This window comes from Ruegeria sp. CDSA089, assembly GCF_059612205.1.
This window is the reverse complement of record NZ_JBXWQD010000005.1, coordinates 41,303-65,231: the sequence shown is the minus strand read 5'-3', so window position 1 is coordinate 65,231 and position 23,929 is coordinate 41,303. Positions and strand designations below refer to the sequence as shown.

The window sequence follows — 23,929 nt, the reverse complement described above, 5'->3', positions numbered from 1 at the left end:
CGCCTTATTTGACGTCAAAGCCGCATTAGCAAGGTTCCGACATGAACTGGATCACAAACTACGTCCGCCCCCGGATCAACTCGATCTTTTCGCGCCGCGAGGTTCCCGAAAACCTTTGGCACAAATGCGATGAATGCGGAACGATGTTGTTTCACCGCGAACTGGCGGCAAACCAGAATGTTTGCACCCAATGCGATCATCACATGGCGATCACCCCACGGGAACGCTTTGCTCACCTGTTCGACGGCGGTATCTTTACCGAGGTAGAGGTCCCTGCGCCCAAAGACGACCCGCTGCAGTTCCGCGATCAGAAGAAATACCCCGACCGCATGAAGGCGGCGCAGAAAAAGACCGGCGAGAAAGAGGCGATGCTGGTCGCTGCTGGTGAAATCGGCCGTACTCCGATCATCGCTGCGGCGCAGGACTTTTCCTTCATGGGCGGTTCGATGGGCATGTATGTTGGCAACGCCATCATCGCCGCCGCGCAAGAGGCTGTGAAGCTGAAACGCCCGTTGATCCTGTTTTCTGCTGCTGGGGGTGCGCGGATGCAGGAAGGCATCCTCAGCCTGATGCAAATGCCGCGCACGACTGTGGCGGTCGAGATGCTGAAAGAGGCGGGTCTGCCTTATATCGTCGTCCTAACTCACCCGACCACCGGTGGCGTCACCGCGTCCTATGCAATGTTGGGTGACGTGCACATTTCCGAACCCAACGCGCTGATCTGTTTTGCCGGGCCGCGCGTGATCGAACAAACCATCCGTGAAAAACTGCCAGAAGGCTTTCAGCGCGCTGAGTATCTGCTGGATCACGGTATGCTGGACCGCGTCACCAAGCGCACCGAAATGCGGGACGAGTTGATCACCATCACCCGGATGCTGCTGAACCAGCCGCCGGCAGTGAAAGGCGATCTGCCCGCGCCAGCTCCGGAAGAAGCACAGCCCGAAGCACTGGCTGAACCTGCGGACGAAAAATGACCTCACCGTCTTCTGACGTCATCCTCGACCGGATGATGGCACTGCATCCCAAGATCATTGACCTGACCTTGGATCGGGTGTGGCGTCTGCTGGCCGCGCTGGATAACCCGCAAGAAATGCTGCCCCCGGCGATCCATATCGCCGGGACCAACGGCAAAGGCTCAACCCAGGCGATGATCCGCGCAGGGCTCGAAGGGGCAGGGCTGTCGGCCCATGCCTATACCTCGCCGCATCTGGCCCGGTTCCACGAACGTATCCGCTTGGCCGGAGAGCTGATCTCGGAACCGGCCCTGACCGAGGTGCTCGACGAATGTTACGCCGCCAATAACGGCGAAAACATCACTTATTTCGAGATCACGACCTGCGCCGCCCTTCTGGCTTTTGCGCGCACACGGGCCCATTACACTCTGCTCGAAGTGGGTCTTGGCGGGCGTCTAGACGCCACCAATGTGATCCACGAACCCGCAGTTACGGTGATCACGCCCGTGTCCATCGACCACGAACAGTTCCTTGGCAATACGCTGGGCAAGATCGCGGCGGAAAAGGCCGGGATCATCAAACCCGGCGTGCCCTGCATCGTCGGACCCCAACCAGACGAGGCGCTCGAGGTCATAGAATACACCGCCGCCCGTCTTGGCGCGCCGCTGCTGGTTTACGGCCAGCACTGGCATGTACACGAGGAAAACGGACGCCTGATCTATCAGGACGAAACGGGTCTGCGCGACCTGCCTCTGCCAAACCTGTTGGGCGCGCACCAGATCCAGAACGCAGGTGCCGCGCTGGCGGTCCTGCGCCACCTGAACCTGGGCGATGACGCCTATGAGGCCGCCGTCACCCGCGCCGAATGGCCAGCCCGGATGCAGCGCCTGAAAACCGGCCCGCTCGTTGATGCCGCTCCCCAAGCCGAGCTATGGCTGGACGGAGGCCACAACGCCGCCGCCGGGATCGCCTTGGCCGATGTGCTGGCGAAACTGCCTAAATGCCCCACCCATATGATCTGCGGGATGCTCAACACCAAGGACGTCACCGGATACCTGGCTCCACTGGCCGCACAGGCCCAAAGCCTGACTGCCGTTTCCATACCGGGAGAAGCCGCCACGCTTAGCGCTGAAGACACCGCATCCGCGGCCGCCAAAGTCAATCTGCCGGCCGCTACTGCAAACAGTGTCATGGATGCCTTGACCGCCATCGTCACTGATGACCCGCAAGCCCGCGTCCTGATCTGCGGCTCGCTCTATCTGGCTGGTCACATCCTGCGCGAAAACGGCTAACACCGATCCGCGCCGCTTCATCTGGCCAAAAATATCCCGGGGGAGGCGCGCCAAGCGCGTCGGGGGCAGAGCCCCCTATGTCCCCCAATCTTGTGCTTGCATCTCACGTAGACGCGACGCAGTCCGTTCAAATTCAAACGTCCCTTCACCCTCGACATACAACATCTCAGGTTCCGCAGCCGCCGAGCAAATCAATCGCACCTTCGCCTCGTAAAGCGCGTCAATCAACGTCACAAAGCGTTTCGCCTCGTTAAAATTGTTGCGCGACAGGCGGGGAATGTCCTCCAACACAAGCACTTTGATGGCTTCTGCAATGGCCAGATAATCCGCAGGCCCCAACATCCGCCCGCACAGATCATAGAAACTGGCGTGCGCCACCCCATTCCGAAACGCCGGTAGCTCGACCGCGCGACCATTGACCTGCAAAACCAACGGATCGGCCTGACCTCCGGACAAGTCCTGCCACACAGCCCGAACGCTCTGCCGCGCCTCAGGTCCAATCGGGGTGAAATAGACCGGCGCTCCTTCCAGACGATTCTGGCGATAGTCGGTGGGCGAGACCAACTCCCATACCTGAAGCTGTTCCTTGATATGCGCGATGAACGGCAGGAACAGCTGCCGGTTCAGGCCATCCTTATACAAATCGTCCGGGTGCCTGTTCGAGGTCGTGATCACCGCCACCCCGCCCGCATGCAGCAGGTCGAACAAACGGCCCACAATCATCGCATCGGTGATGTCGGTGATCTGCATCTCATCAAAAGCCAGCAGGCGGACGGATTTCACAACCGCATCGGCCACCGGGGCCAACGCATCCTCGACGCCATCGGCGCGGGCTTTGTGCATCCCGGCATGGATTTCCTGCATGAAGGCATGAAAATGAACGCGTCGTGCGGGAATATCCTCCAGCGCATCAACAAACATGTCCATCAGCATCGACTTGCCGCGCCCAACGCCGCCCCACAGATACAACCCCTGCGGTACAGGTGGGGCCTTGCGGAAAAATCCGCGTTTGACCGGGGCGGCCAGAGCCTGACGGATACGTTCGAAATGAGGAAGAACAGCCTCTTGCGCATCGTCTCGGGTCAGTCTGCCATCGGCAATGCGTGCCTCGTAAAGCGAAATCAAATCCGTCATATTCCGAGGCATACCCGCCGCGCAGCCCGTTGAAAAGCGGCCATTCCCGCGACGCATCAATTTTGCTGATCCGAAGTCCCAAAACTCCTGAATTGACCACGTCAAGATTTCCTCTACCGTCCATGGACCGAACCGTCCGAGGGCCCAATGCCGCAATATGAACGAATGCTGAACCCGATCCTGATCGTTGGCTGCATCATCATCACGGTCAGCTTTGCGGTACGCGCGTCGTTCGGGGTGTTCCAGATTCCGATCGCCGACGAATTCGGCTGGCTACGCACCGACTTCTCGATGGCGATTGCGATTCAGAACCTGGCCTGGGGGATCGGTCAGCCGATCTTTGGTGCGCTTGCGGAAAAAATTGGTGACAGGCGCGCGATTGTTCTTGGAGCGCTGACTTATGCCGCGGGCATGGTCCTGACCGCGTGGTCGGTGACACCGTTCGAACATCAACTATACGCTTGGCTTGTAGGTTTTGGCATTGCCGGAACCGGGTTTGGTGTAATCTTGGCTGTTGTCGGGCGGGCGTCTTCGGATAAGAACCGCTCGATGTCTCTGGCTATCGTGACGGCAGCGGGCAGCTTTGGACAGTTCCTTGGCGCCCCCGCAGCCGAATGGATGCTGAGCTTTCTGCCCTGGCAGCAGGTTTTCATCATCTTCGCGCTGCTTATTCTGGCCCTTGTCCTGACCTTGCCCTTCATGCGCGCGCCGCAAGCGGCCACCAAGGAAGAGTTGCAGGACAGCATGGGGGAAATCCTGGCGCGCGCTTTCCGCGACCCATCTTACGCACTGATCTTTCTGGGCTTCTTCAGCTGTGGCTACCAATTGGGCTTCATCACCGCCCACTTCCCTGCTTTCGTGACCGAGATGTGCGGGCCGATACAACCCGGAGGCATCCTGCATTCCGTCGGGATCACCAGCACATCTGCTCTGGGTGCCGTGTCGATTTCCCTGATCGGTCTGGCGAATATCGCCGGAACTCTGCTGGCAGGTTGGGCGGGCAACCATTTTCCCAAGAAATACCTTCTGGCGGGCGTCTACACCGCGCGGACATTGGCGGGCGCGGCGTTCATCGTGTTTCCCATCACCCCGCTTTCAGTCGTCGTCTTTTCTCTGGTTATGGGTTCCCTGTGGCTTGCGACGGTGCCGCTTACATCCGGGCTGGTCGCACATCTCTATGGCCTGCGCTATATGGGTACGCTCTACGGGATCATCTTTTTCAGCCACCAGATCGGTAGTTTTCTGGGAATCTGGCTAGGAGGGCGGATGTATGACGCCTATGGCGACTACACGATGGTCTGGTGGATCGGCGTTGCCATCGGCGCGTTCAGCGCCATTGTCCACCTGCCCATCCGCGAAAACCGGACCCCTGTTCCGGCGTGACCATGGCCCTAAAACCCGCAGCGCGGCACGCGCTGCTTGGCCCAACGGGAGGACGCGCATCTTTGATGCGCTGACGACCGGCGGGAGGGTTACGCCCGCAGCGCCGCCCGTAGCTCTCGCTCTAGCGCATCCAGAAACCGGGATCGGTCGGCCTTGCCGAAGGGTTTCCCTCCGCCACCCGCGCCCAGCGGATTGGCGGCGCGCAGGTCGGCCATCAGATCACGCATCGCCAGTTGCTGGCCGATATTGGCGGCGGTGAAGGCCTCGCCATTGGGGCGCAGAACCCGTGCCCCGGCTTCGACGCATTTCGCGGCCAGCGGGATGTCGGACGTTACCACCACATCGCCGACACCGCAGCGTTCCGCGATCCACTTGTCCGCCTCATCGGCGCCCTTGGATACGACCACAACCTGCACCAAAGGATTGGCCGAGGGGCGCAGCCCCCCGTTTGACACCAGCGCCATCGGTACCTTGTGCCGGGTCGCCACACGTTCGGCCTCGGCTTTTACCGGGCAGGCATCGGCATCGATATAAAGCGTGGTCACGCCTTTTTCGCCTGTTTTGCTGCGGGTTTTTTCTTGACCTTGAACTCTTCGGGAATGGGCATCCGATTGAACGCATCCAGCCCGGCGATTTTATAGGCTTCGGCCAGTGTCGGATAGTTGAACGTGTTCTGCACAAAATAGTCCACGGTGCCCTTCAGGTTCAGCACGGCCTGCGCGATGTGGATCAGCTCGGTCGCGCCTTCACCGACGATCTGCACCCCCAGAACCCGGCGGGTTTTCAGCGAGAACAGCATTTTCAGCATCCCGTGCTCCAGCCCCATGATATGCCCGCGCGAGGTTTCGCGGAACCGCGCCACGCCGACCTCATAGGGGATGCCGCGCTCTTGCAGCTCTTCCTCGGACATGCCGCAGGTGGAAATCTCGGGGACGGAGTAGATGCCGTAGGGGTACCACGGGCTTTCCGGTAGTGTGGGGGTTTCCAGCGCGTGACACGCCGCGACGCGACCTTGTTGCAGGGATGTGGACGCCAGAGAGGGATGCCCGATCACGTCGCCCGTCGCATATATATGCGGCACAGCGGTTTGATAAGTCTTGCGATCCACCGTGATCCGGTTGCGGTGATCTGTCTCCAGACCCACCGCCGACAGGTTCAGGGCCGAGGTCGCGCCCATGCGACCGGCGGCGAACAACAGCATCTCTGCCCGCACGTGGCGTCCGTTGTCCAGCGTGACTTCCACATGACCTCCGGCATCCTCAATCTTTTCGACGGCCGAGCCCAGACGTAAATCCACACCGTTTTCGCGGATTTGATGGGTGAAATCATGGATCAACCGGCTGTCGATAAAGTCCAGAAAAGTCTCGCGCGGTTCGATCAGCGTGACCCGCACGTCCAGCGCCGAGAACATGGTGGCGTATTCCACACCAATCACCCCGGCCCCGATCACAACCAGCGAGCGGGGAATTTCGGCCATCTCAAGGAAATCGTCGCCATCGACCACGGTCTTGCCATTGAAGGGCACATAATCGGGCCGATAGGTCTTGGTTCCGGTGGCAATCAGGAATTTCGCGGCGGTCAGGCGGGTAGTCTCGCCCGCGTCCGTCGCAACTTCAACTTCATGCGGGTCGATGAATTTGGCCAGACCGTTCAGCGTTTCCACGTGGTTGCGGTTGAACTGATGTTCCAGCACGTCCACCTCATGATCCAGCGTCATATGCAGACGCGCCTTGAGGTCTTCGGCCCGGATCTGATCTTTTACCCTGTAGGAACGGCCGTAAAAGCTGCGCTCGCGCCAGCCTGACAGGTTCAGAACCGTTTCCCGCAGGGTCTTTGACGGGATGGTGCCGGTATGTACCGATACTCCGCCCAGCCTATCCTTGCGGTCGATCACCAAGACGCGTCTTTGCAGTTTGCCTGCCTGAATCGCGGCCGCCCGCCCCGAAGGGCCAGACCCGATGATGATCAGGTCGTAGTCGAAATCGCTCATGCGTTAGTCTCCGTACAGCGCCTCGGCGTGGAAGGTGATATGATCTTCCATGAAGGTCGACACAAAGAAATACGAATGGTCATAACCCGGTTGTAGCCGGAAGGTTGCCTGTTGGCGACGCTCAGCAATCGCCTGCGCCAGCGCCTCGGGGCGCAGCAGGTCCATGAATTGATCGCTGGCCCCGGTGTCGATCAGGATGGGGCCGTCAAAGCCTTTTTCCTTCATCATCAGCGAGGCGTCATGTTTGGTCCATGCGGCCTCATCATCACCCAGATAGGCGCTCAACTGCTTGCGACCCCAATCGGCCCCCGTCGGGTTCGAGATCGGCGCAAAAGCCGAGACTGAGCGATAGCGCCCCGGCAGGTTCATTGCCAGCGTCAGCGCGCCATGACCGCCCATCGAATGGCCGGAGATGGCCTGACGCTCCATGTCGATGGCAAAGTTTTCAGCCAGCAGGGCGGGTAGTTCCTCGGCCACGTAATCCCACATGTTGAAATGTGGGCCCCAAGGGGTTTGGGTCGCGTTCACGTAAAAGCCCGCACCTTGGCCCAGATCGTAGTCCTCGTGATCGGCCACGCCCTCACCACGCGGAGAGGTGTCGGGAAACACAACCGCAATCCCTTGTTCTGCCGCCCACGCCTGCGCGCCCGCTTTGGTCATCGCGTTTTCATGGGTGCAGGTCAGGCCCGAAAGATACCACAGGACTGGAACTGGGCCGTCCTTGGCCTCGGCAGGCAGAAACAGGCCAAAGGTCATGTCGCATTGGCAAGCGGTCGAGGCATGGCGGTAGACGCCCTGTACGCCTCCGAAGCAGGTGTTTTCCGAAACGGTTTCCATCTGGCTTGTGTCCTTACATTGGGGTTGCGCCATGGCTAACCGCCCAAAAGCCGCACGTAAAGTGCGGTGGACACTGGGTGCGCGCATTTTTCGGAAAGGTGATGATCAGGGCGTGCTGACCCACGCGATGACCAGTGGAACGGTCAGGATACTTGCGGCGGTCGACAGAAGGATAGCCGCCGATGCCCGATGAGGGGCGACGTTATAGTGCGCGGCCAGCATATAGACATTTCCGGCGACCGGCAGCGCAGCGGCGGCAATGGCCACCGAGGCCGGAAAGGCGGCAATTGGCATGATCCACAGCAAGGCCACCGCCACACAGGCGGGATGAACCACCAGTTTGCAAAAACTCAACCACCCGGCGACCTGAACCCGTTCGGCGGATTTGGAGGCCAGCGACGCCCCGATGGCGAAAAGCGCGCCGGGTGTGGCTGCACCGCCAAGAATGGTCAGAAAGTCATTCAATGGCGCTGGGACAGGAAACTGCATGGCGGACCACAGCATTCCGGTCGAGATGGACACGATCATCGGGTTTTTTACCAGACCCAGTCCGATTAGTTTGAACGTGGCCGGGGCCAACCGCCCGTCGCGACCTGCATGGATCAGGATCACGATCAGCGACGAGAACACCACCAGATCAACGGTCAGCACCAGCATGACGGGGCCGATCGCGGCCTCGGTGAACAGAAGCGCGAGCATCGGAAGGCCCAGAAACCCCACGTTGCCGATAGCCGCGCACTGTGCCTCGACCGCGGCGGTTGGAATGTCGAGCCCGCGCAGCCAAGCGACGCAAGTGGCCAGTCCGTAGACGGCCACCGTGCCTATAAGATAGCCGATGACAAGGCGCGCGTTGAAAATCTCGGCGAAAGGCAGAGTGGCGGCAAACCGAAACAGCATCGCCGACAGGGCGAAATAGAACACGAATTTTGTCAGATAGGCCGTCGCCTCTTCGGTAAAAAAGCGGGTGCGACCGGCCCAGTATCCCAGGCCGATGATCGCGAAAAAAGGCAGGGTGCGCAAAAAGATATCGACCATGGCCGAAGTGTTAGCACGGTTTGGCAGAACGACAAGGCCGCGTATGTATGGTCATGGGGATCAAAGACCACGTTGGATACGTCTAGACAAAATTACCGGTTTTGTAGGGTTTCGGCGGCATCATTTTGTGCGAATCGTTGTGTCTGAACTAAACGGTTTATAAACTTTAACCTCTTCATCAACGGAGTGAGCATGTCAGAACCAGCCGCCATTTTGCGCACCGGACGCAAGTTCGATCAGGTATTGCGCGGTGCGCGCGAGGTGTTCATGGCGGATGGGTTCGAAGGCGCAAGTGTTGATGACATCGCGCGCGCGGCCGGGGTGTCAAAGGCGACGCTTTACAGCTATTTCCCTGATAAACGTCTGTTATTCATGGAAGTTGCGCAGACAGAATGTACCCTCATGGCCGAACACGTCGTGTCGATGGTGGACGATACGCTGCCGGTGCGCGACGTTCTGTTGATCACGGCCAAACAGTTGACCGCATTTCTTGTATCTGATTTTGCGCAACAGGTTTTCCGTATTTGCGTGGCCGAGCGCGACAGGTTCCCGGAACTGGGCCGCGCGTTTTTTGAGGCCGGGCCGAAACGCGGTACCGGCCACATTGCGGAGTATCTGCAACTGGCAGTCAAAAATGGCGAATTGGCGATTGAGGATGTGCAACTCGCGGCCGAGCAGTTCTCGGAGTTGTGTAAGGTGCGGATCTGGGCGCGGGCCGTTTTTGGAATTCAGAACCAGTTTTCGCAGGACGAAATAGATGCGGTCGCCTTGCAGGCGGTCGACATGTTCATGGCAAATTACGGGGTTCGATAGGTCGGGATTTGGTTAAACTTTAGGCATTGGGACGTGGCTCTGCGCGTCGCCTCAAGGCTGGGTTTGACTGCGCCGGAATAATAGCGAACCATCGGGCGTATGAAACCAAAGGCCCGGAACTTTTGACCAGTGTGAATTCCAGTTTCTCGCGCCGGCTGGCTGAGCTTGTCGCGCAGATCTACCCTGACAAGGACGTGCCGGACATTGCGAAGCGCGTGTCCGAGGCGTTCTGGCCAACTGGCACACATCGTCGCAAACAAGGACGCAAGCCGGGCAATGGTCTTTGGTCCGAGAAAGACAGCGTTCTGATCACTTACGGCAATTCGATTGAAGATCAGGTGCACAAGCCGCTTGATCTGCTGCATGATTTTCTGATCCGTCACCTGAACGGGGTGGTCAATGGCGTTCATATCCTTCCGTTCTTTCCATTCACCTCCGATGATGGGTTCGCGGTATCGGATTATTACAGCGTCAGTACGCAGCTGGGAGGTTGGCCGGACATCACTCGGATTGCCAGTGATTTCCACCTGATGTCCGATCTTGTGCTGAACCATGTTTCAAGTCAGGGTGTGTGGTTCACAAACTATCTGCAGGGTAAACCGCCACACAACCGGTTCTTTTTTGAAGCTTCACCCGAGGATGATCTGTCTGCGGTTGTCCGTCCTCGCACCACGCCGTTGTTGCGGCAAGTCGATACCAGCGAGGGCGAGAAATACGTTTGGTGCACTTTCAGCCACGATCAGGTCGATCTGGATTTCTCGAACCCCGAGGTTCTGATCGAGATGCTGCGGATCATCCGCCTGCACATCGACAAGGGCGTGCGTATTCTGCGACTGGATGCGGTGGCGTTCGTGTGGAAAGTGATCGGAACGAATTGCATCCACCTGCCGCAAACGCACGCCATCGTGCAATTGTTGCGGCTGTTGTGCGACTATGCCACCGAAACGCTGGTTCTGCTTACGGAAACCAACGTGCCGCGGACTGAAAACCTCAGCTATTTTGGCAACCGGAACGAGGCGCACGCGGTTTATAACTTCCCTCTGCCGCCTTTGATCCTGCATGCGATGCAATCAGGTACGGCGCAATATCTGCGTGAATGGCAGGCCGCGATGCCACCCGCGCAGCTAGGCTGCGCCTATCTAAACTTCACCGCCAGCCATGACGGCATAGGCATGCGCCCCGCCGAGGGCGTTTTGCCCCCCGAGGAAAAGGACCGAATGATCGACACGGTGCGCCGGATCGGCGGATTGGTTTCGATGCGCGCGCTGCCCGACGGGCGCGAGGAACCCTATGAGCTTAACTGCGGTTACTTCGACGCTATGTCCGAGACGTTCCACGGGTCCGATCAATATCATCTGGCACGGTTTATCTGTTCGCAGACCATCGTGATGTCTTTGGAAGGGATACCGGCCTTCTACATCCATTCTCTGCTGGCCACGCCCAATGATCACGAGGCGGTCGAACGACGCGGCATGAACCGGGCGATCAACCGGCATCGCTGGCACTATCCCGATTTGTTGGCACGTCTGGCCGATCCGGGGTCAAATCAGGCGCTGGTATTGTCAGAGCTGTCCAAACGTCTGCACCTGCGGTCGCAGCAACCGGCCTTTCACCCCAACGCCACGCAGTTTACCCTGCGGCTGGATGATCGCGTCTTTGGCATCTGGCGGCAGAGTCTGGATCGCAGCCAGTCGATCTTTGCGCTGCACAATGTCTCGGCTGAATTGGTCCATGTCAGCCCCGCCGAGATCAATATGATCGCCGAAGAGGTCTGGACCGACGCATTGACCGGCGAAATCCTAGCCACCAACGGCCCGGATATTGTTCTGGCTCCGTATCAGTGCCGCTGGATCACGAACGCGGGCTGAATTCGTCCAGATCGTCGGATACGGCGGCCTTGAGACGCAGCAGAAACTCGGGGTCGGCCGAATGCACTCGGTTCCATGTAGGGATGAACGGCGTCTCATGCGGGTTGTCCAGAAACACCTGCCCGGCGCGAATGATGTTTTCGGCGAACAGCTCGATGGACTTCTCTTCCTTGTGGCGGTCCAGTTCCAGCCCGTTCATCTTGGCATCGGTATAGTAACCCTCGAGCAGATCCAGCGCCGAGCGATAGTAGGTCGCCTTGAGCGTGCGGAACGTATTGGGCGTAAACACGGTGCCATCGGCGGCCAGTTTGCGGAAGATCGCCTTGCAGATATCGGTGGACATACGCGACAGGCCGCGATTTGCGTCCTCGGGCGAAAGGTCTTGATGTTTGTGGTCGTAATTGTCGGCAATCTCGACCTGACAGACGGATTTCGGGGCCAGATTACGCCACGCTTCAGACAATACGCCGATCTCTAGCCCCCAATCGGATGGAATGCGCAGGTCGGGCAGGGTGGGGGTGCGGATGGCGAACTCGCCCGACAGCGGATAGCGGAAACTGCGCAGGTAATCGAGGTAGTCGCGATCCCCGATCACCTTTTTAAGCGCGATCAGCAGCGGGCTAACCAGCAGGCGCGTGACGCGGCCGTTCAGCTTTCCGTTCCCGATGCGCGGATAAAAGCCCTTGGCCATCTGGAACGGAAAGGTTGGGTTCACCACCGGATAGACCAGACGATCCAGCATTTGCCGGTCATAGGTCACGATATCGCAATCATGGATCGCCATCACCGAACTGTCGGCGCAAGCCAGCAGATACCCTATGCAGGACCAAACATTCTTGCCCTTGCCCGGCTCTTGCGGCGCCAGTCCCAGTTCTTGCAGATGCGCCTGCAACGCAGTCAGGCGGGGGCTGTCATTCCAGATGACGGCATGGTTTTGCGGCAGATCGGCAAAGAACGCCCGCGCGTGGCGATATTGCGTCTCATCCGCTTGATCCAACCCAATAATGACGCGGTGCAGGTAGGGCACTTGCGCCAGTTCGTGCAAAATCCCGGTCAATGCGGGACCTGCCAACTCTGAATAGAGGCAGGGCAGGATCAGAGTGATCTTGCGCGTCTCGGCAAAGACCGAGATTTCATGGGCCAACTGGCCAGCGGGTCGGCTGCGCAGGTTGTGCAGAGTGGTAATGTTTCCGTTCTGGTGAAAATCGGCCATGTCGTGCGCCTCGTTTTGTCAAAGATCCCGGGTCAGCGCCAAAATCGCGTCCGACCACCCTTGTGGACCTGCCTGTTTTGTTCTGAGAATGTGGGCTTCGGTATCGGACGGAAACTGCGATATCCCAGCGCTGTGGGGGTTGTGCACGACCACGCCGTGATCGGCCAGCTCCAGCATCTCACGGTCATTCGGAGCATCCCCCAAAGCGATCGTCAGACGAGGGGTAAAGTGGCTGATAACCTCGCGCATCGCGTCCGCTTTGGTCGAGCCAAACGACAAGGTCAGAAATCGCCCACCCTGACGCGCGTGCAATCCGTGTTCCTGCGCGGCAGCAAGGAATGCTTCAAGGCCTGAAGTGGAGCCAGTCCACAGGCCCGGCTCGCTAAACCGACGCTGTCGGGCAAGCGACGCCTGCTGGGGGTCGAGGCCCGTCAAATTGGCGATCTCGCTATCGGACATATCCCCGAAGCCTTCAAATCCCTTGGGCAGTTCTGCGAGACTTGCGCGCAGCTTGGCATAACAGGTTTCGCCGCTATTGGGCTGGTCCGGCCATAGAACGCCCGAGCCGTTTTCAACGATGGCGGGCATCCCGACAAGCCCGAGTTCCTGTTGCAGAGGCAGAATTTCAGCCGCGGTTTTGCTGCTGGCCAAGACCAGACCGGCCTTCAGATAAGACAGGCGCTGAAGCCCGGGTTTGGCGGCTGCCCAGCTATAGTCGTGATGATCCAGCAGCGTCCCGTCGAGATCGGAAAAAACCAATAAATCAGGCGCGCGTGTCATGGCCGGGGAGGGGTCGTGCAAAGTTTCATATCGTGAAATTAGAAAACCATGCCCCAGCGAAGTAAATGTATAGCGGTGATAAATGCGCCAAAAGAACAACCCGCGCCTAAAAAATAGGCGCGGGGATACCCAGGTCACTCGATAAACGTTTTGGCCAACCGGTCGCTGATAGGTTGCGACAGGTAGGTAAAGACTGCCCGTTCGCCGGTATTCACAAACAGATCGGCGGGCATTCCCGGCACCAGATCCAGTGCCGCGATCGCCTGCGGCTGATCGGCGTCCAATTTGACGCGGGCTTTGTAGTAGGCCTCGCCTGTGCGGTCGTCTTCCAGCGCGTCCGCTGAAATGTCGAAGATCTGACCATTGGCTTCGGGAACATCGGCCTGTGCGAAGGCAGACAGGCGAATGCGCGTGGTTTGCCCGATATGCAGCTTGTCGATGTCGCCGGTCTTGACGCGGGCTTCGACGATCAGGGCCTGATCGGCGGGCACGATGTCCATGATCGGCTCACCGGGTCGGATCACACCACCGGTCGTTGATACCGCCAGGTTCACCACACGGCCGCTGGTCGGGGCCAGAACCTGCGTGCGGTTCAGACGGGCCAGCGTTCCTGCAAATTGCGGACGGACCAGATCAAGCTGGGCTTCGACTACGGCCAGTTCTCCGGCGATGACCTCATCACGCAGTTTCTGCTGGCTGATCAGCGACAATTCCAGTTCCTGCACCTGGTTTTCGGCTTGCGCGATTTGCGTGCGCAGCGAGGCATCGACACCATTAAGACGCTCCAACTCGATCCGGCGCGCGCTGACACGGGTGACAGCAACCAGACCTTTGGCCAACAGGGATTCCAGATTGGTCAGCTCACCTTTGGTGATCTCGATCTGGTTTTGGGTGCTTTGGCGTTGCTCATTCAAGCCCGCGATCTGGGCACGCAGACCCGACACGCGCTGCGCGTTGATTTGGGCTTCGGTGTTGCGGGCGCGGGCCTCGGCATCGAAGAGTTGTTTCTGCGTCAGATAGGGCGAGACCCAATGCAGGCGCTCCATGCCTTCCTGAAAACCCGCAAATGCGGCAGCTTCGTCAAAGTGACCTTGGCCGCTCATCTGTGCCAGCAGACGGGCGCGGCGTACTGAAAGCTCGCCCAACTGGCTGCCCTGCACGCTAAGATCGACGTCGATCTCGGTGCTGTCGAGCCGCACGAGGGGTTGCCCGGCCTGCACAAACTCGCCATCCGTGACGAGGATTGCGTGAATGATGCCGCCATCCAGATGCTCGACCGTTTTGCGGTCGCCTTCGACCACGAACGAGGCAGGGGCAACTACTGCGCCGTCCAGTTTCGAGGCCAGAGCCCAATAGGCGCTGCCGCCGACAAAGGCCATCAGGGTGAAGACGCCGAACAGGATATAGCGTCCGATATTTGATGTGGTGTCGTTGATTTCCTTCAGCTGCGCCTCGTGAAAGGCAACTGCACCGTAGGATTGGGAGTGGGGAACCAAGTTTGTCATTGGGCTGCTCCGCTGATCTGAATTTCATTTGCAGGGCGTGGCGACGGGGTCGCAGCGCCGGGTTGATTGGGGGTATCAAGAACGTTGCGCCGGTTAACCTTCAGCACGTCGTCTTTGTCGCCGAATTGGGTCTGGTTACCGTCGCGCAGCACCATGACCTTGTTGGCCGCTTGCAGGGTGGCCGGACGGTGCGTCATCACGATCGAGATCGCTCGGCGGGCTTGCGCGGCCAGAATAGCGTCACGCAGAGCCTGTTCGCCTTCGGCATCCAAGTCCGAGTTCGGTTCGTCCAGAACCAGAACGAACGGATCACCATAGAGCGCGCGGGCCAGGGCCAGACGCTGGCGTTGACCACCCGACAGGAAAAAGCCCTTGCCGATGCGCGTTTCATAGCCGTCGGGCAGCGAGCTTATCAGCTCGTGCACACCGGCCTCGCGGGCGGCACGCAGAACTTCGGCGTCGTCGATGGCGATCGAGAAGCGGCCGATGTTTTCGCGGATCGTTCCGTCGAACAGCTCGACATCCTGCGGCAGATAGCCGATCTGTTTGCCGAGGTCTTCGTTGTTCCATTTCGATAACGGGCTTCCATCCAGCAGGACCTCGCCGCGCTGCGGGAACCAGATCCCGGCCAGCATCTTGCCCAGCGTGGTCTTCCCTGATCCGCTATGTCCGATCACAGCCAGCACGTCACCCGGTTGCAGGCTGAAATCGATACCGCGGACCGTGGCGTTCATCGCACGCGGCGGACCAGCCTGCGCGATTTTGACGTCCAGAGATTTGAATGCGCGTGGCAGGTTCAGATTGGTCGGCGCTTCCGCATAATCCTCGGTCAGTTTCTTGATCTTGGCATAGGAACCGCGCGCGGCCAGGAAGGTGCGCCACTGGCCGATCAACTGGTCGATAGGCGACAAAGCGCGGGCCAGAACGATGGTTGCAGCGATCATCACACCGGCGGTGGATTCCCCGGTGATGGCCAGTGCGGCACCCAGACCCAGTATGGCTGATTGCAGGCCCATACGGATTGTTTTGGACAGTACCGAGAAGCTGGCCACACGGTCCGAGGCGCGCGTCTTGTACTGGTGCGCATCGGCTTGCAAGGCAGTCCAACGGCGCATCAGGTCTGACTTCATTCCCAGCGCATGCACAAGTTCGGCGTTCTTGTCGCTGGTGTTGAACAGCGCGTCAGAACGTCCACGCGCCTGCGAGGCTTGCTCCATCGGGCCGCGGGCGCGCGAGTTGTTGATCAATGCCATGATGGTCAGGGTCAGCGCGCCGACCAGACCCAGCAGGCCCAGCAGTGGGTGCAGAACATACAGCACCATCAAATAGATCGGGATCCAAGGGGCGTCGAAAAAGGCGATCAGGGTCGTGCCCGAGATGAACTCGCGGAAGCCGTTGACATCCTCGACCAGATGCTCGCCGGCGTCGCTTTCGCCCTGCACCCGGCGGCGCATCGCAGCGCTGAGGACGGGGGCACCCACGGTCAGCTCGAACCGGGCGGCCAGACGGCCCAGGATGCGCATCCGCATCAGGTCAAGGCAGGCGATTACAATGAAAACACCAACCAGAAGAACGGACAGAGCGATCAGTGTGTCAACGTTCTGGCTGGTCAGAACACGGTCATAGACCTGCAACATGTAAAGCGGCCCAGCCAGCATAAGCAGGTTCAGAAACAGGCTGAAGAAGGCGACCGCAACAAAACCCTTACGCAGTGACCCCCAGGCAGTTTTGACGGGATTGGCTTGCTTGAACATTTCTTTGACCCTTTCCGGTTTGAAGAACGGGGCGACCCAAGGCCGCCCCGCTGTTGGTCAGTTACGCGACAAAGTCGTCGTCGTTCAGGTCGGTGCTGTTGACACCGGCGAGGCGGACGGACCCTTCACTGCCGAAGGTGATGACCGCGTCGTCGCCATCTTGTGCAACGCTGACACTGCCGTCGAAGTCGGGTCCGAATTCGCCGAACTGGAGCTGGTCCAGACCGACTTCGAAGTCCTGAATGACGTCGTTGCCGAAGTTGCCTTCGAAGACGAAGGTGTCGTTGCCTGCGCCACCGATCAGGATGTCATCGCCACCCTCACCGTTCAGCACATCGTCACCGGCCTGACCGTTCAGGGTGTTGGACCCCGAGTTGCCCGACAGGATGTCGTCGCCACCATTCGGGCTGCCAGCGTTGTTCGAGCCGTTGATGTTTTCGAACCCAAACACCTGATCCAGGATTGCTCCATCGGGTGCATTGACCTGTGCAACGCCGTTGCCTTCTTCATCCAGATCCAGAACAACGCCCGGCCCTGCAGTGAACAGCGCGGTGTCGATCCCTTCGCCACCGATGATCACGTCGGCACCTCCGAAGGAATGGATCGCGTCATTGCCGGCACCACCGTCGAGGATGTTGAACTCGTTGTTGCCAAGGATCAGGTCATCCCCGTCCGAGCCTACAACGTTTTCGAAGTCATCAACTTCGGCGACGATCTGGCCATTCTGGATGATGGCACCGTCCTGCGGACCTTCATCACCGCTGCCAGCAGGGTTCGGCGAAGGACCGCTGAGGTCCAGATCAACGGTTACACCGTCAAAGCTGGAGACGTCGATCGTGTCGCTGTCATCCGAGCCGACAACCCGCTCGATCGAGCGCAGGATGTCCACTTCGATCTGGTTGTCGATGACGTCCTCGCCGATGACACCTGTGCCACCAGTGGCTTCGGTATCCAGCGTTGCACCAGCATCTACCAGCGTGTCCTGCACGACCGGGCCGTTCTGACCAGCAGGTGCATTGTGCAAGTGCACAGCCGAGACAACACCCGGGATCGGCGTCAACAGATCAGCTTCGTTCAGGCCCGTAACGCTCAACTCGCTGGAATAGGTGACTTCACCGGTTTCCAGGTTTTGAGTGACGACGAGGGTCGCCTGACCGGTCGCTTCGCTGTCGGATGTAGGACCAGGCTCCTGCGAGGCGTCCAGACCACCGCTCAGCGTGACAGTACGGATGCCATTCTCGGTCACGTCGCTGTCAACCAGCAGTTGCCCGCGAATTTCACCAGCCGGGAAGTCCGATGTGTGGATGTTGTAGTACAGGTTGCCCTGGACTGCCTGCTCCACGAACTCGGCGCCGTTGGTGATGGACGATCCGAACTGATCCGGTGCTGCAACAACCGCGTCGGTGACGGTGACGTTAAAGCCTGTGTCACGTGTGGCAGTGCCATTGCCGTTTGCATCCAGGCTGACTTCGACCGCGACATCCAGATCCGAGAAATCGGCTGTGTCGATGCCTTCGCCACCGTCGATGAAGTCATTGCCAAGACCGCCGGTGATGACGTTGTCTGCGTCGCCTGCGATCAGAACGTCATCTCCTGCGCCGCCCGAGATATCACCGTTGGTGGTGCCCAGGTCGACAAAGATGTCGTCGCCGTCGCTCAGCAGAACGTTGCCGTTGATCACGCCTTCGTCGTCGTTGACGATGGTCACGAAGCCTGCATCCGATGCGTCGATCGCATTGACCGTGCCGCGGATTTCGCCTTCGTTCAGGATCGCGCCAACCAGGTTCAGGCCGCCATCAACGCGGATACCTGCTGCGGCGTCCGAGTCCTCGGAACCGGCGATCAGGCCTTCGTTGACCACAACACCCGCGAAAGAGGCGTCGTCCTGGCTGGTGAACAGGCGCAGACCGTCACCGACCTGGTTGCCTTCCAGCGCATCTCCACGACCTTGCAGCGTACCTTCGTTGATGACTGCTGCGGACACGATGTCCCCCGACTCGTCGCCGGTTTGCAGCGAAACGGCGGAACCGTTATTGCCTTCGCCTGCATCGACCAGACCCGAGTTGGTGAAGCTGTAGTTGTCAGCAGTGCCATCGGCATAGACTGTGCCGTTGCGCTGATCGCCAGTGCCCAGGATTTCGCCTTCGTTGACAACATCCAGACCGATCCCGTCGATATTCACCGCACGGCTGTCCGATGTCACGGTACCACGGTTGACGAACGAGCCGCCTGTGTGATCACCAGTGCCAAAGTACACACCGTTCTGGCCGCCTTCGAACAGACCGCCTTCTTCGTTGATCAACTGACCTTGGAAGTTGACGTTGTTCACCGCACGGAACGCACCGACAGTGCCGTTTGCACCTTCGGATGCAACGGTGCCCGAGTTGGTGATGGTGCCCGAGAACGTGCCCGTGTTGCCGACATTGCCAATACGGATGCCGTCTCCGGCGCCGTTGGTGCCTGCCGCCGCGTTGCCGCGACCCTGAATGGTGCCTTCGTTGTTCAGCTCAAAGCTGTTCTCGCCTGCAATCTCAGCGCCAAAGCCCGAACCTTCATTGCCTTCGCCCGCATCGACCACACCGGTCGAGAGGTTGTTGAAGGTAAAGTCCTGCGCGGTGCCATCAGCATAGACTGTGCCGTTGCGCTGATTGTCGGTGCCAAGGATGTCACCGGCGTTGTTCACTTCCAGACCGATGCCATCAATGTTGAACGCGCGGCTGTCGGACGAGATGGTCCCGCCTTCCAGGTTGTTGAACACACCACCGGTGTGATCTGCGCCCTCACCGTTGACCGGGTTGCCGAAATAGACACCGTTCTGCACGCCCGAGATATCGCCCGAGTTGTTGAACTCACCCTGGAACGAAACGCCGTTTACGAAGCGTACACCAGCGACGGTACCGTTTGCGCCTTCCGAGTCGATGGTGCCGGTGTTGTTGATGACCGCATCGGTGGTGCCGATGTTGCCGACATTGCCGATCCGCACGCCGTCACCGGCTGCGTTTGTGCCCGCTGCGGCGTTGCCGCGACCCTGGATCGTACCGGCGTTGTCCAGCGTGAACGAGGTCACGCCGTCTGGTGCGTCACCGATTTCAACCCCAAAGCCCGAGCCTTGGTTGTGCTCGCCCGCGTCGATGGTCCCGGTTACGAGGTTGTTGACCGAGAAATCATCGGCGGTGCCATCGGCATAGACGGTGCCGTTGCGCTGATCGTCGGTGCCCAGAATGTCGCCACCGTTGATCAAGTTAACCCCTGTGCCATCGATGTTTACGGCGCGGCTGTCGGATTGGATGGTGCCAAAGTTCAGAACGTCAAGATCATGTTCACCCTGGCCGATATACAGACCGTTCGCGGCACCTTCGATCACCCCGGTCGAGGTGTTCAGGATTTCGCCTTCGGTGCTGGCGCCGTCGGCGATGCGGATACCACCGGCAGTGCCTTGGGTGCTTTCCGACGTAATCAGGCCGCTGTTGACGATTTCGGTTTCCAGGATGGTGCCCTCGGCGCCGTTGTCGACGCGGATGCCGTCGCCGGCCAGCGATGTGTTCGATGCTGCCTGACCGCGACCCTGAATGGTTGCGCCAAAGCCGTTGAAGATGTCGGTTTCGACACGATCGCCGACCTCGTCACCCACCTGCAGCGACACACCTGCGCCCTGGTTGCCTTCACCTGCGTCAACGGTGCCGCCCGTGAAGTTCGAGATCGAGACGTCCTCGGCGGTCGAGTTGGTGTAGATGGTGCCGTTGCGCTGATCGCCGGTGCCGATGATGTCACCAAAGTTGCGAACGTCGATTCCCTGGCCCTGAATGTCCACAGCCCGGCTGTCCGAGCTGATCACGCCGCCTGCAAAGTTGTCGAGGCTGCCCGAGCTTTCGGCGCCAGCAAATTGCACGCCGTTGAATTCGCCCACGATCTCGCCAAAGTTGCGGATCGAGGCGCTGCCTGTGACCTGAACACCGGTTGCCAGCGCGTCAGGGCCGTTGTTGGCTTCGATACGGCCGGTGGCGAAGTTGAAGATGTCGACGTCCTGGCCTTGGGCTTGAACAGCGGCAACTGCGTTGTTGGTGATGATTTCACCAAAGTTCAGAAGGCGCGAAAAGTCGTTTGCCAGTACAAAAGCCGGGGTGTCATCAACCACGGTGCTTTGCGCGAAGTTATTAATTAGAGTCTGACCATCACGAGAGGTCTCTTGCGCCAGCGTGGACGTCGTCAAGAGACGTGCGCGAAGGCTGTTTAGAAGTTGGGACAGCATTGGATACTCCGTCAAAAATTGTTTCGTTTTGCAGATCGCTCGCTGCGATGGGCGTTCCGCGTATCAAAGGGGTAGCCAGCCGTGCCGGTCAGCTAAAATTCATCCTTCGAATTGGGGGTATAACCAACGCAAATACTCACGTTATTCGTGAAGATTTTGAGCGTCGCTTGTCGTAAAAACAATGATTTAGCCGAAATCAGATCACTTCGGTAAACTATTCGGTTGCGACAGTTGACACTTATGTGACCAGACGTGATCGTGTTTTCATACACGAGGGGTAGCATTGGGGTAAGAATTGGTCGGCCCGCAGGGGTGCGACTCGGTTTTTATAGTTTGCGAATATGAATTTCAGAGATTTGGAATATGTCTTGGCCATCGCCAAACATGGCCAGTTCAGTCAGGCCGCCGCGGCCTGCAATGTCTCGCAACCCGCATTGTCCAATCAGGTCAAGAAACTTGAGCAAGAGTTGGGAGCGGAACTGTTTCTGCGCCTCAATAACGAAGTGCGTCCGACAGCCTGTGGTCTACAAGTTCTGCGCATTGCCGAACGTGTTCTGAACGATGCGCAAAAGATCCGCGATACGGCGACCCAGTTCCGCGACCCCGAGGCGGTTCCCTACACTATCGGGATGACGCCGACGCTGGCCCCTTATCTGACGCAGTATTTCTCGGACCTGTTCAGCGCCCTGTTCCCGAACATGCGTGTGACGATGATCGAGGACCTGCCGCATAACATGTTGCGCATGGTAGAAGATCACACATTGGATCTTGCACTGGTCGCCAAGGTCAACAACACCGAGACGCTGGAGTTCACGTCGATCTGGTCCGAGCCGTTGTTTCTTGCGGTGCGCGAGGGGCATCCGCTTTGCACCCTGCCATCGATTGCGCCTGAGGAAGTGCCGCGTCACGATTTCATCCGCCTGCCGCATAGTTTCGGCTATGAGCTGGAAAACCGTCTTCCCAAGATCGACCCGGCAAACCGCGCCAGCAAGCGGTTTGACCTAAGCGCGCTGCGGTTCGAGACGATCTGTCGGCATATTTGTCATTCCGACGATTGTACAATCGTGTCGGCCCTGGCGGCCGAGCAATTCAAACGCGACCGCTGGCCTTTGTGCTTTATCCCCTTTGACGCGCCGGGCAACCTGCGCGATCTAGGCGCGGCGACCCGTCCGGGCTGTCCAAGACGGCCGCTTTTGGATCGGATCGGGGCGTTCGTTCTGGAACAGCCTCCGGTCGGTGTAGCCCCAACATTCCAGACGTGATCGCGGAAAACCGAAAACTTGCGCTGTATCAAAGTCGGCGCGATTGATTCCCCTCAAAGCTAGGAACAGAACCGGGCCGTTCCACGCCGGATGGCTGTCTTTGCGTATGCACGCGCTCGCGGACTCGTTAACTTTGTTGACAATGGATTTTGTATTTTGGATACATTGGGCAGTGATTTCGCGGCGGCAAGCGTCGCCAAAGAGTGTTCTGACAAAAAAGCACTAAGCGAAAACCAAACGAACGACATTTCTGGGAGAAACTCATGAAACTTAAGTTTTTGGCCGCAACCGCAGCGATTGCGTTGTCCAGCGCTGCGGCACAGGCAAATACGTTGGTCTATTGCTCGGAAGGCTCGCCCGAAGGTTTTGACCCGGCGCTGTTCACCGCTGGCACCACCTTTGATGCGTCCTCGCACCCGATCTACAACCGCTTGCTGGAATTTGAGACCGGCACCACCAATGTGATCCCAGGCTTGGCCGAAAGCGTCGAGGCCAGCGATGACGGTCTGGAATATACGTTCAAGCTGCGTCAGGGCGTCAAATTCCACTCGAATGACGAATTCACCCCAACCCGCGACTTCAACGCCGATGACGTGATCTTCTCGTTCATGCGCCAGAAGGATGAAGGCCACCCATATAATCAGGTGTCTGGCGGTACGTGGGAATATTTCCAGGGCATGGGTATGCCCGATCTGGTCGAGTCCATAGAAAAGATCGACGACTACACGGTGAAATTCACGCTGTCCAAACCCGAGGCGCCTTTTGTCGCAAACATGGCAATGGACTTTGCCTCGATCCTGTCGGCTGAATATGCCGATGCGATGATGGAAGCGGGCACACCTGAAAAGCTGAACACCGCGCCTATCGGCACCGGCCCGTTCTCATTCGTGGCCTATCAGAAAGACGCCGTGATCCGCTATGCGCAGAACGCTGATTACTGGAAAGCGCCGGCGGATGTGAGCAATCTGATCTTTGCGATTACGCCTGATGCGTCGGTCCGTTATCAAAAGCTGAAGGCGGGTGAATGCCACATCATGCCTTATCCGAACCCCGCCGACATTCAGGCGATGCAGGATGACGCGGACATCAACATGATGGAGCAAGAAGGCCTGAACGTGGGTTATCTGGCTTACAACACCACGATGGAGCCGTTCGACAACCCGAAGGTGCGCAAAGCGCTGAACATGGCGATCGACAAGCAGGCGATCATCGATGTGGTGTTCCAGGGCTCGGGGCAAGCGGCCAAGAACCCGATTCCGCCGACCATGTGGGGTTACAACGAGGCCATCACCGACGATGCCTATGATCCCGAAGCGGCCAAGGCGATGCTGGAAGCCGAAGGCGTCAGCGATCTGTCGATGAAAGTCTGGGCGATGCCGGTTCAACGCCCCTATAACCCGAACGCCCGCCGCATGGCCGAGCTGATCCAGGCAGATTTCGCCAAGGTCGGTGTGGATGTCGAGATCGTCTCCTATGAATGGGGCGAGTACCTGTCGCGCTCAAAAGAGCTGAACCGCGACGGAGCTGTGCTGCTGGGTTGGACCGGTGACAACGGCGACCCGGACAACTTCCTGGCCGTGTTGCTGGGCTGTGACGGCCGCGAAGCCTCGAACCGTGCACAATGGTGCCACGAGCCTTTCGAAGATCTGATCCTGAAGGCCAAGCAGACCACCGATCAGGCCGAGCGCACCAAGCTGTATGAAGAGGCGCAAGTCATCTTCAAAGAGCAAGCCCCATGGGCCACCATCGCACACTCGGTCGTTTACATGCCGATGCGCAACGAAGTACAGGGCTACAAGGTCCACCCGCTGGGCGGCCACATCTTCTACGGCGTCAGCGTCGAATAAATTATCACTCACGG

The 23,929-nt window shown here is 59.0% G+C and carries 17 protein-coding genes; 7 read left to right on the top strand and 10 right to left on the bottom strand.

Annotated elements, in window-relative coordinates; translation table 11 throughout:
- Positions 1–41 precede the first annotated feature (41 nt).
- Both accD and AC2FJ6_RS13140 read left to right on the top strand, forming a co-directional pair.
- Complete coding sequence (gene accD, locus AC2FJ6_RS13145; protein ID WP_170773120.1) at positions 42–974, top strand: acetyl-CoA carboxylase, carboxyltransferase subunit beta; 933 nt, start codon at positions 42–44, stop codon at positions 972–974.
- On the top strand, positions 971–2,245 hold the full coding sequence (locus tag AC2FJ6_RS13140) for a bifunctional folylpolyglutamate synthase/dihydrofolate synthase (RefSeq protein WP_170773118.1): 1,275 nt from the start codon (positions 971–973) through the stop codon (positions 2,243–2,245). The genes accD and AC2FJ6_RS13140 overlap by 4 nt, the downstream gene beginning before the upstream one ends.
- Positions 2,246–2,320: 75 nt before the next feature.
- On the opposite strand, the gene zapE is transcribed toward AC2FJ6_RS13140, so the two are convergent.
- Positions 2,321–3,379, bottom strand: a complete 1,059-nt coding sequence (gene zapE / locus AC2FJ6_RS13135) for a cell division protein ZapE (protein WP_170773116.1) — start codon at positions 3,377–3,379, stop codon at positions 2,321–2,323.
- A gap of 147 nt (positions 3,380–3,526) precedes the next feature.
- Here zapE and AC2FJ6_RS13130 point away from each other — a divergent pair, with 147 nt between their 5' ends.
- Positions 3,527–4,762, top strand: a complete 1,236-nt coding sequence (locus AC2FJ6_RS13130; RefSeq protein ID WP_496669275.1) for an MFS transporter — start codon at positions 3,527–3,529, stop codon at positions 4,760–4,762.
- Between the two features lie 89 nt (positions 4,763–4,851).
- Here the strand turns inward: AC2FJ6_RS13130 and AC2FJ6_RS13125 are convergent, their stop codons facing one another.
- The 4 genes from AC2FJ6_RS13125 to AC2FJ6_RS13110 form a co-directional block, all read right to left on the bottom strand.
- Entirely contained in the window at positions 4,852–5,307 is a 456-nt protein-coding gene (locus AC2FJ6_RS13125; RefSeq protein WP_170773112.1) for a YaiI/YqxD family protein, read from the bottom strand.
- Positions 5,304–6,752 carry a Si-specific NAD(P)(+) transhydrogenase gene (gene sthA / locus AC2FJ6_RS13120; protein WP_170773110.1) on the bottom strand — a complete coding sequence of 483 codons (1,449 nt, stop codon included), beginning with the start codon at positions 6,750–6,752 and terminating at the stop codon, positions 5,304–5,306. The genes AC2FJ6_RS13125 and sthA overlap by 4 nt, the downstream gene beginning before the upstream one ends.
- Before the next feature lie 3 nt (positions 6,753–6,755).
- Positions 6,756–7,589 (bottom strand): S-formylglutathione hydrolase, encoded by an 834-nt coding sequence (fghA, locus tag AC2FJ6_RS13115; protein ID WP_170773108.1) that lies wholly within the window; start codon positions 7,587–7,589, stop codon positions 6,756–6,758.
- Positions 7,590–7,694: 105 nt separating this feature from the next.
- Positions 7,695–8,624 carry an AEC family transporter gene (locus AC2FJ6_RS13110; protein ID WP_496669273.1) on the bottom strand — a complete coding sequence of 310 codons (930 nt, stop codon included), beginning with the start codon at positions 8,622–8,624 and terminating at the stop codon, positions 7,695–7,697.
- Positions 8,625–8,816: 192 nt separating this feature from the next.
- Here AC2FJ6_RS13110 and AC2FJ6_RS13105 point away from each other — a divergent pair, with 192 nt between their 5' ends.
- Positions 8,817–9,437 (top strand): TetR/AcrR family transcriptional regulator, encoded by a 621-nt coding sequence (locus AC2FJ6_RS13105; protein ID WP_170773104.1) that lies wholly within the window; start codon positions 8,817–8,819, stop codon positions 9,435–9,437.
- A 131-nt stretch (positions 9,438–9,568) separates the two neighbouring features.
- Complete coding sequence (locus tag AC2FJ6_RS13100) at positions 9,569–11,305, top strand: sugar phosphorylase (protein WP_170773589.1); 1,737 nt, start codon at positions 9,569–9,571, stop codon at positions 11,303–11,305.
- Here the strand turns inward: AC2FJ6_RS13100 and AC2FJ6_RS13095 are convergent.
- The 5 genes from AC2FJ6_RS13095 to AC2FJ6_RS13075 all read right to left on the bottom strand — a co-directional run bounded on the left by AC2FJ6_RS13095 (position 11,289) and on the right by AC2FJ6_RS13075 (position 20,806).
- The gene (locus AC2FJ6_RS13095; RefSeq protein ID WP_480505888.1) at positions 11,289–12,518 is read right to left on the bottom strand and encodes a glycosyltransferase family protein; all 1,230 of its coding nucleotides are present in this window, start codon (positions 12,516–12,518) and stop codon (positions 11,289–11,291) included. The genes AC2FJ6_RS13100 and AC2FJ6_RS13095 overlap by 17 nt on opposite strands.
- 18 nt (positions 12,519–12,536) lie before the next feature.
- Entirely contained in the window at positions 12,537–13,298 is a 762-nt protein-coding gene (locus tag AC2FJ6_RS13090) for an HAD-IIB family hydrolase (RefSeq protein ID WP_496669271.1), read from the bottom strand.
- Positions 13,299–13,432: 134 nt separating this feature from the next.
- On the bottom strand, positions 13,433–14,803 hold the full coding sequence (locus tag AC2FJ6_RS13085) for an HlyD family type I secretion periplasmic adaptor subunit (protein WP_480859306.1): 1,371 nt from the start codon (positions 14,801–14,803) through the stop codon (positions 13,433–13,435).
- Positions 14,800–16,557 (bottom strand): type I secretion system permease/ATPase, encoded by a 1,758-nt coding sequence (locus tag AC2FJ6_RS13080; RefSeq protein ID WP_496669269.1) that lies wholly within the window; start codon positions 16,555–16,557, stop codon positions 14,800–14,802. Before AC2FJ6_RS13080 ends, AC2FJ6_RS13085 begins: the two co-directional genes overlap by 4 nt.
- A gap of 61 nt (positions 16,558–16,618) precedes the next feature.
- Positions 16,619–20,806, bottom strand: coding sequence for a beta strand repeat-containing protein (locus tag AC2FJ6_RS13075; protein WP_496669267.1), 4,188 nt, complete (start codon positions 20,804–20,806; stop codon positions 16,619–16,621).
- 341 nt (positions 20,807–21,147) lie between these two features.
- Between AC2FJ6_RS13075 and AC2FJ6_RS13070 the strand changes: the two genes are divergently transcribed.
- Positions 21,148–22,068 carry a LysR family transcriptional regulator gene (locus AC2FJ6_RS13070; RefSeq protein WP_496669265.1) on the top strand — a complete coding sequence of 307 codons (921 nt, stop codon included), beginning with the start codon at positions 21,148–21,150 and terminating at the stop codon, positions 22,066–22,068.
- A gap of 263 nt (positions 22,069–22,331) precedes the next feature.
- Entirely contained in the window at positions 22,332–23,915 is a 1,584-nt protein-coding gene (locus AC2FJ6_RS13065) for an ABC transporter substrate-binding protein (RefSeq protein WP_170773089.1), read from the top strand.
- The last annotated feature ends 14 nt before the right edge of the window (positions 23,916–23,929 follow it).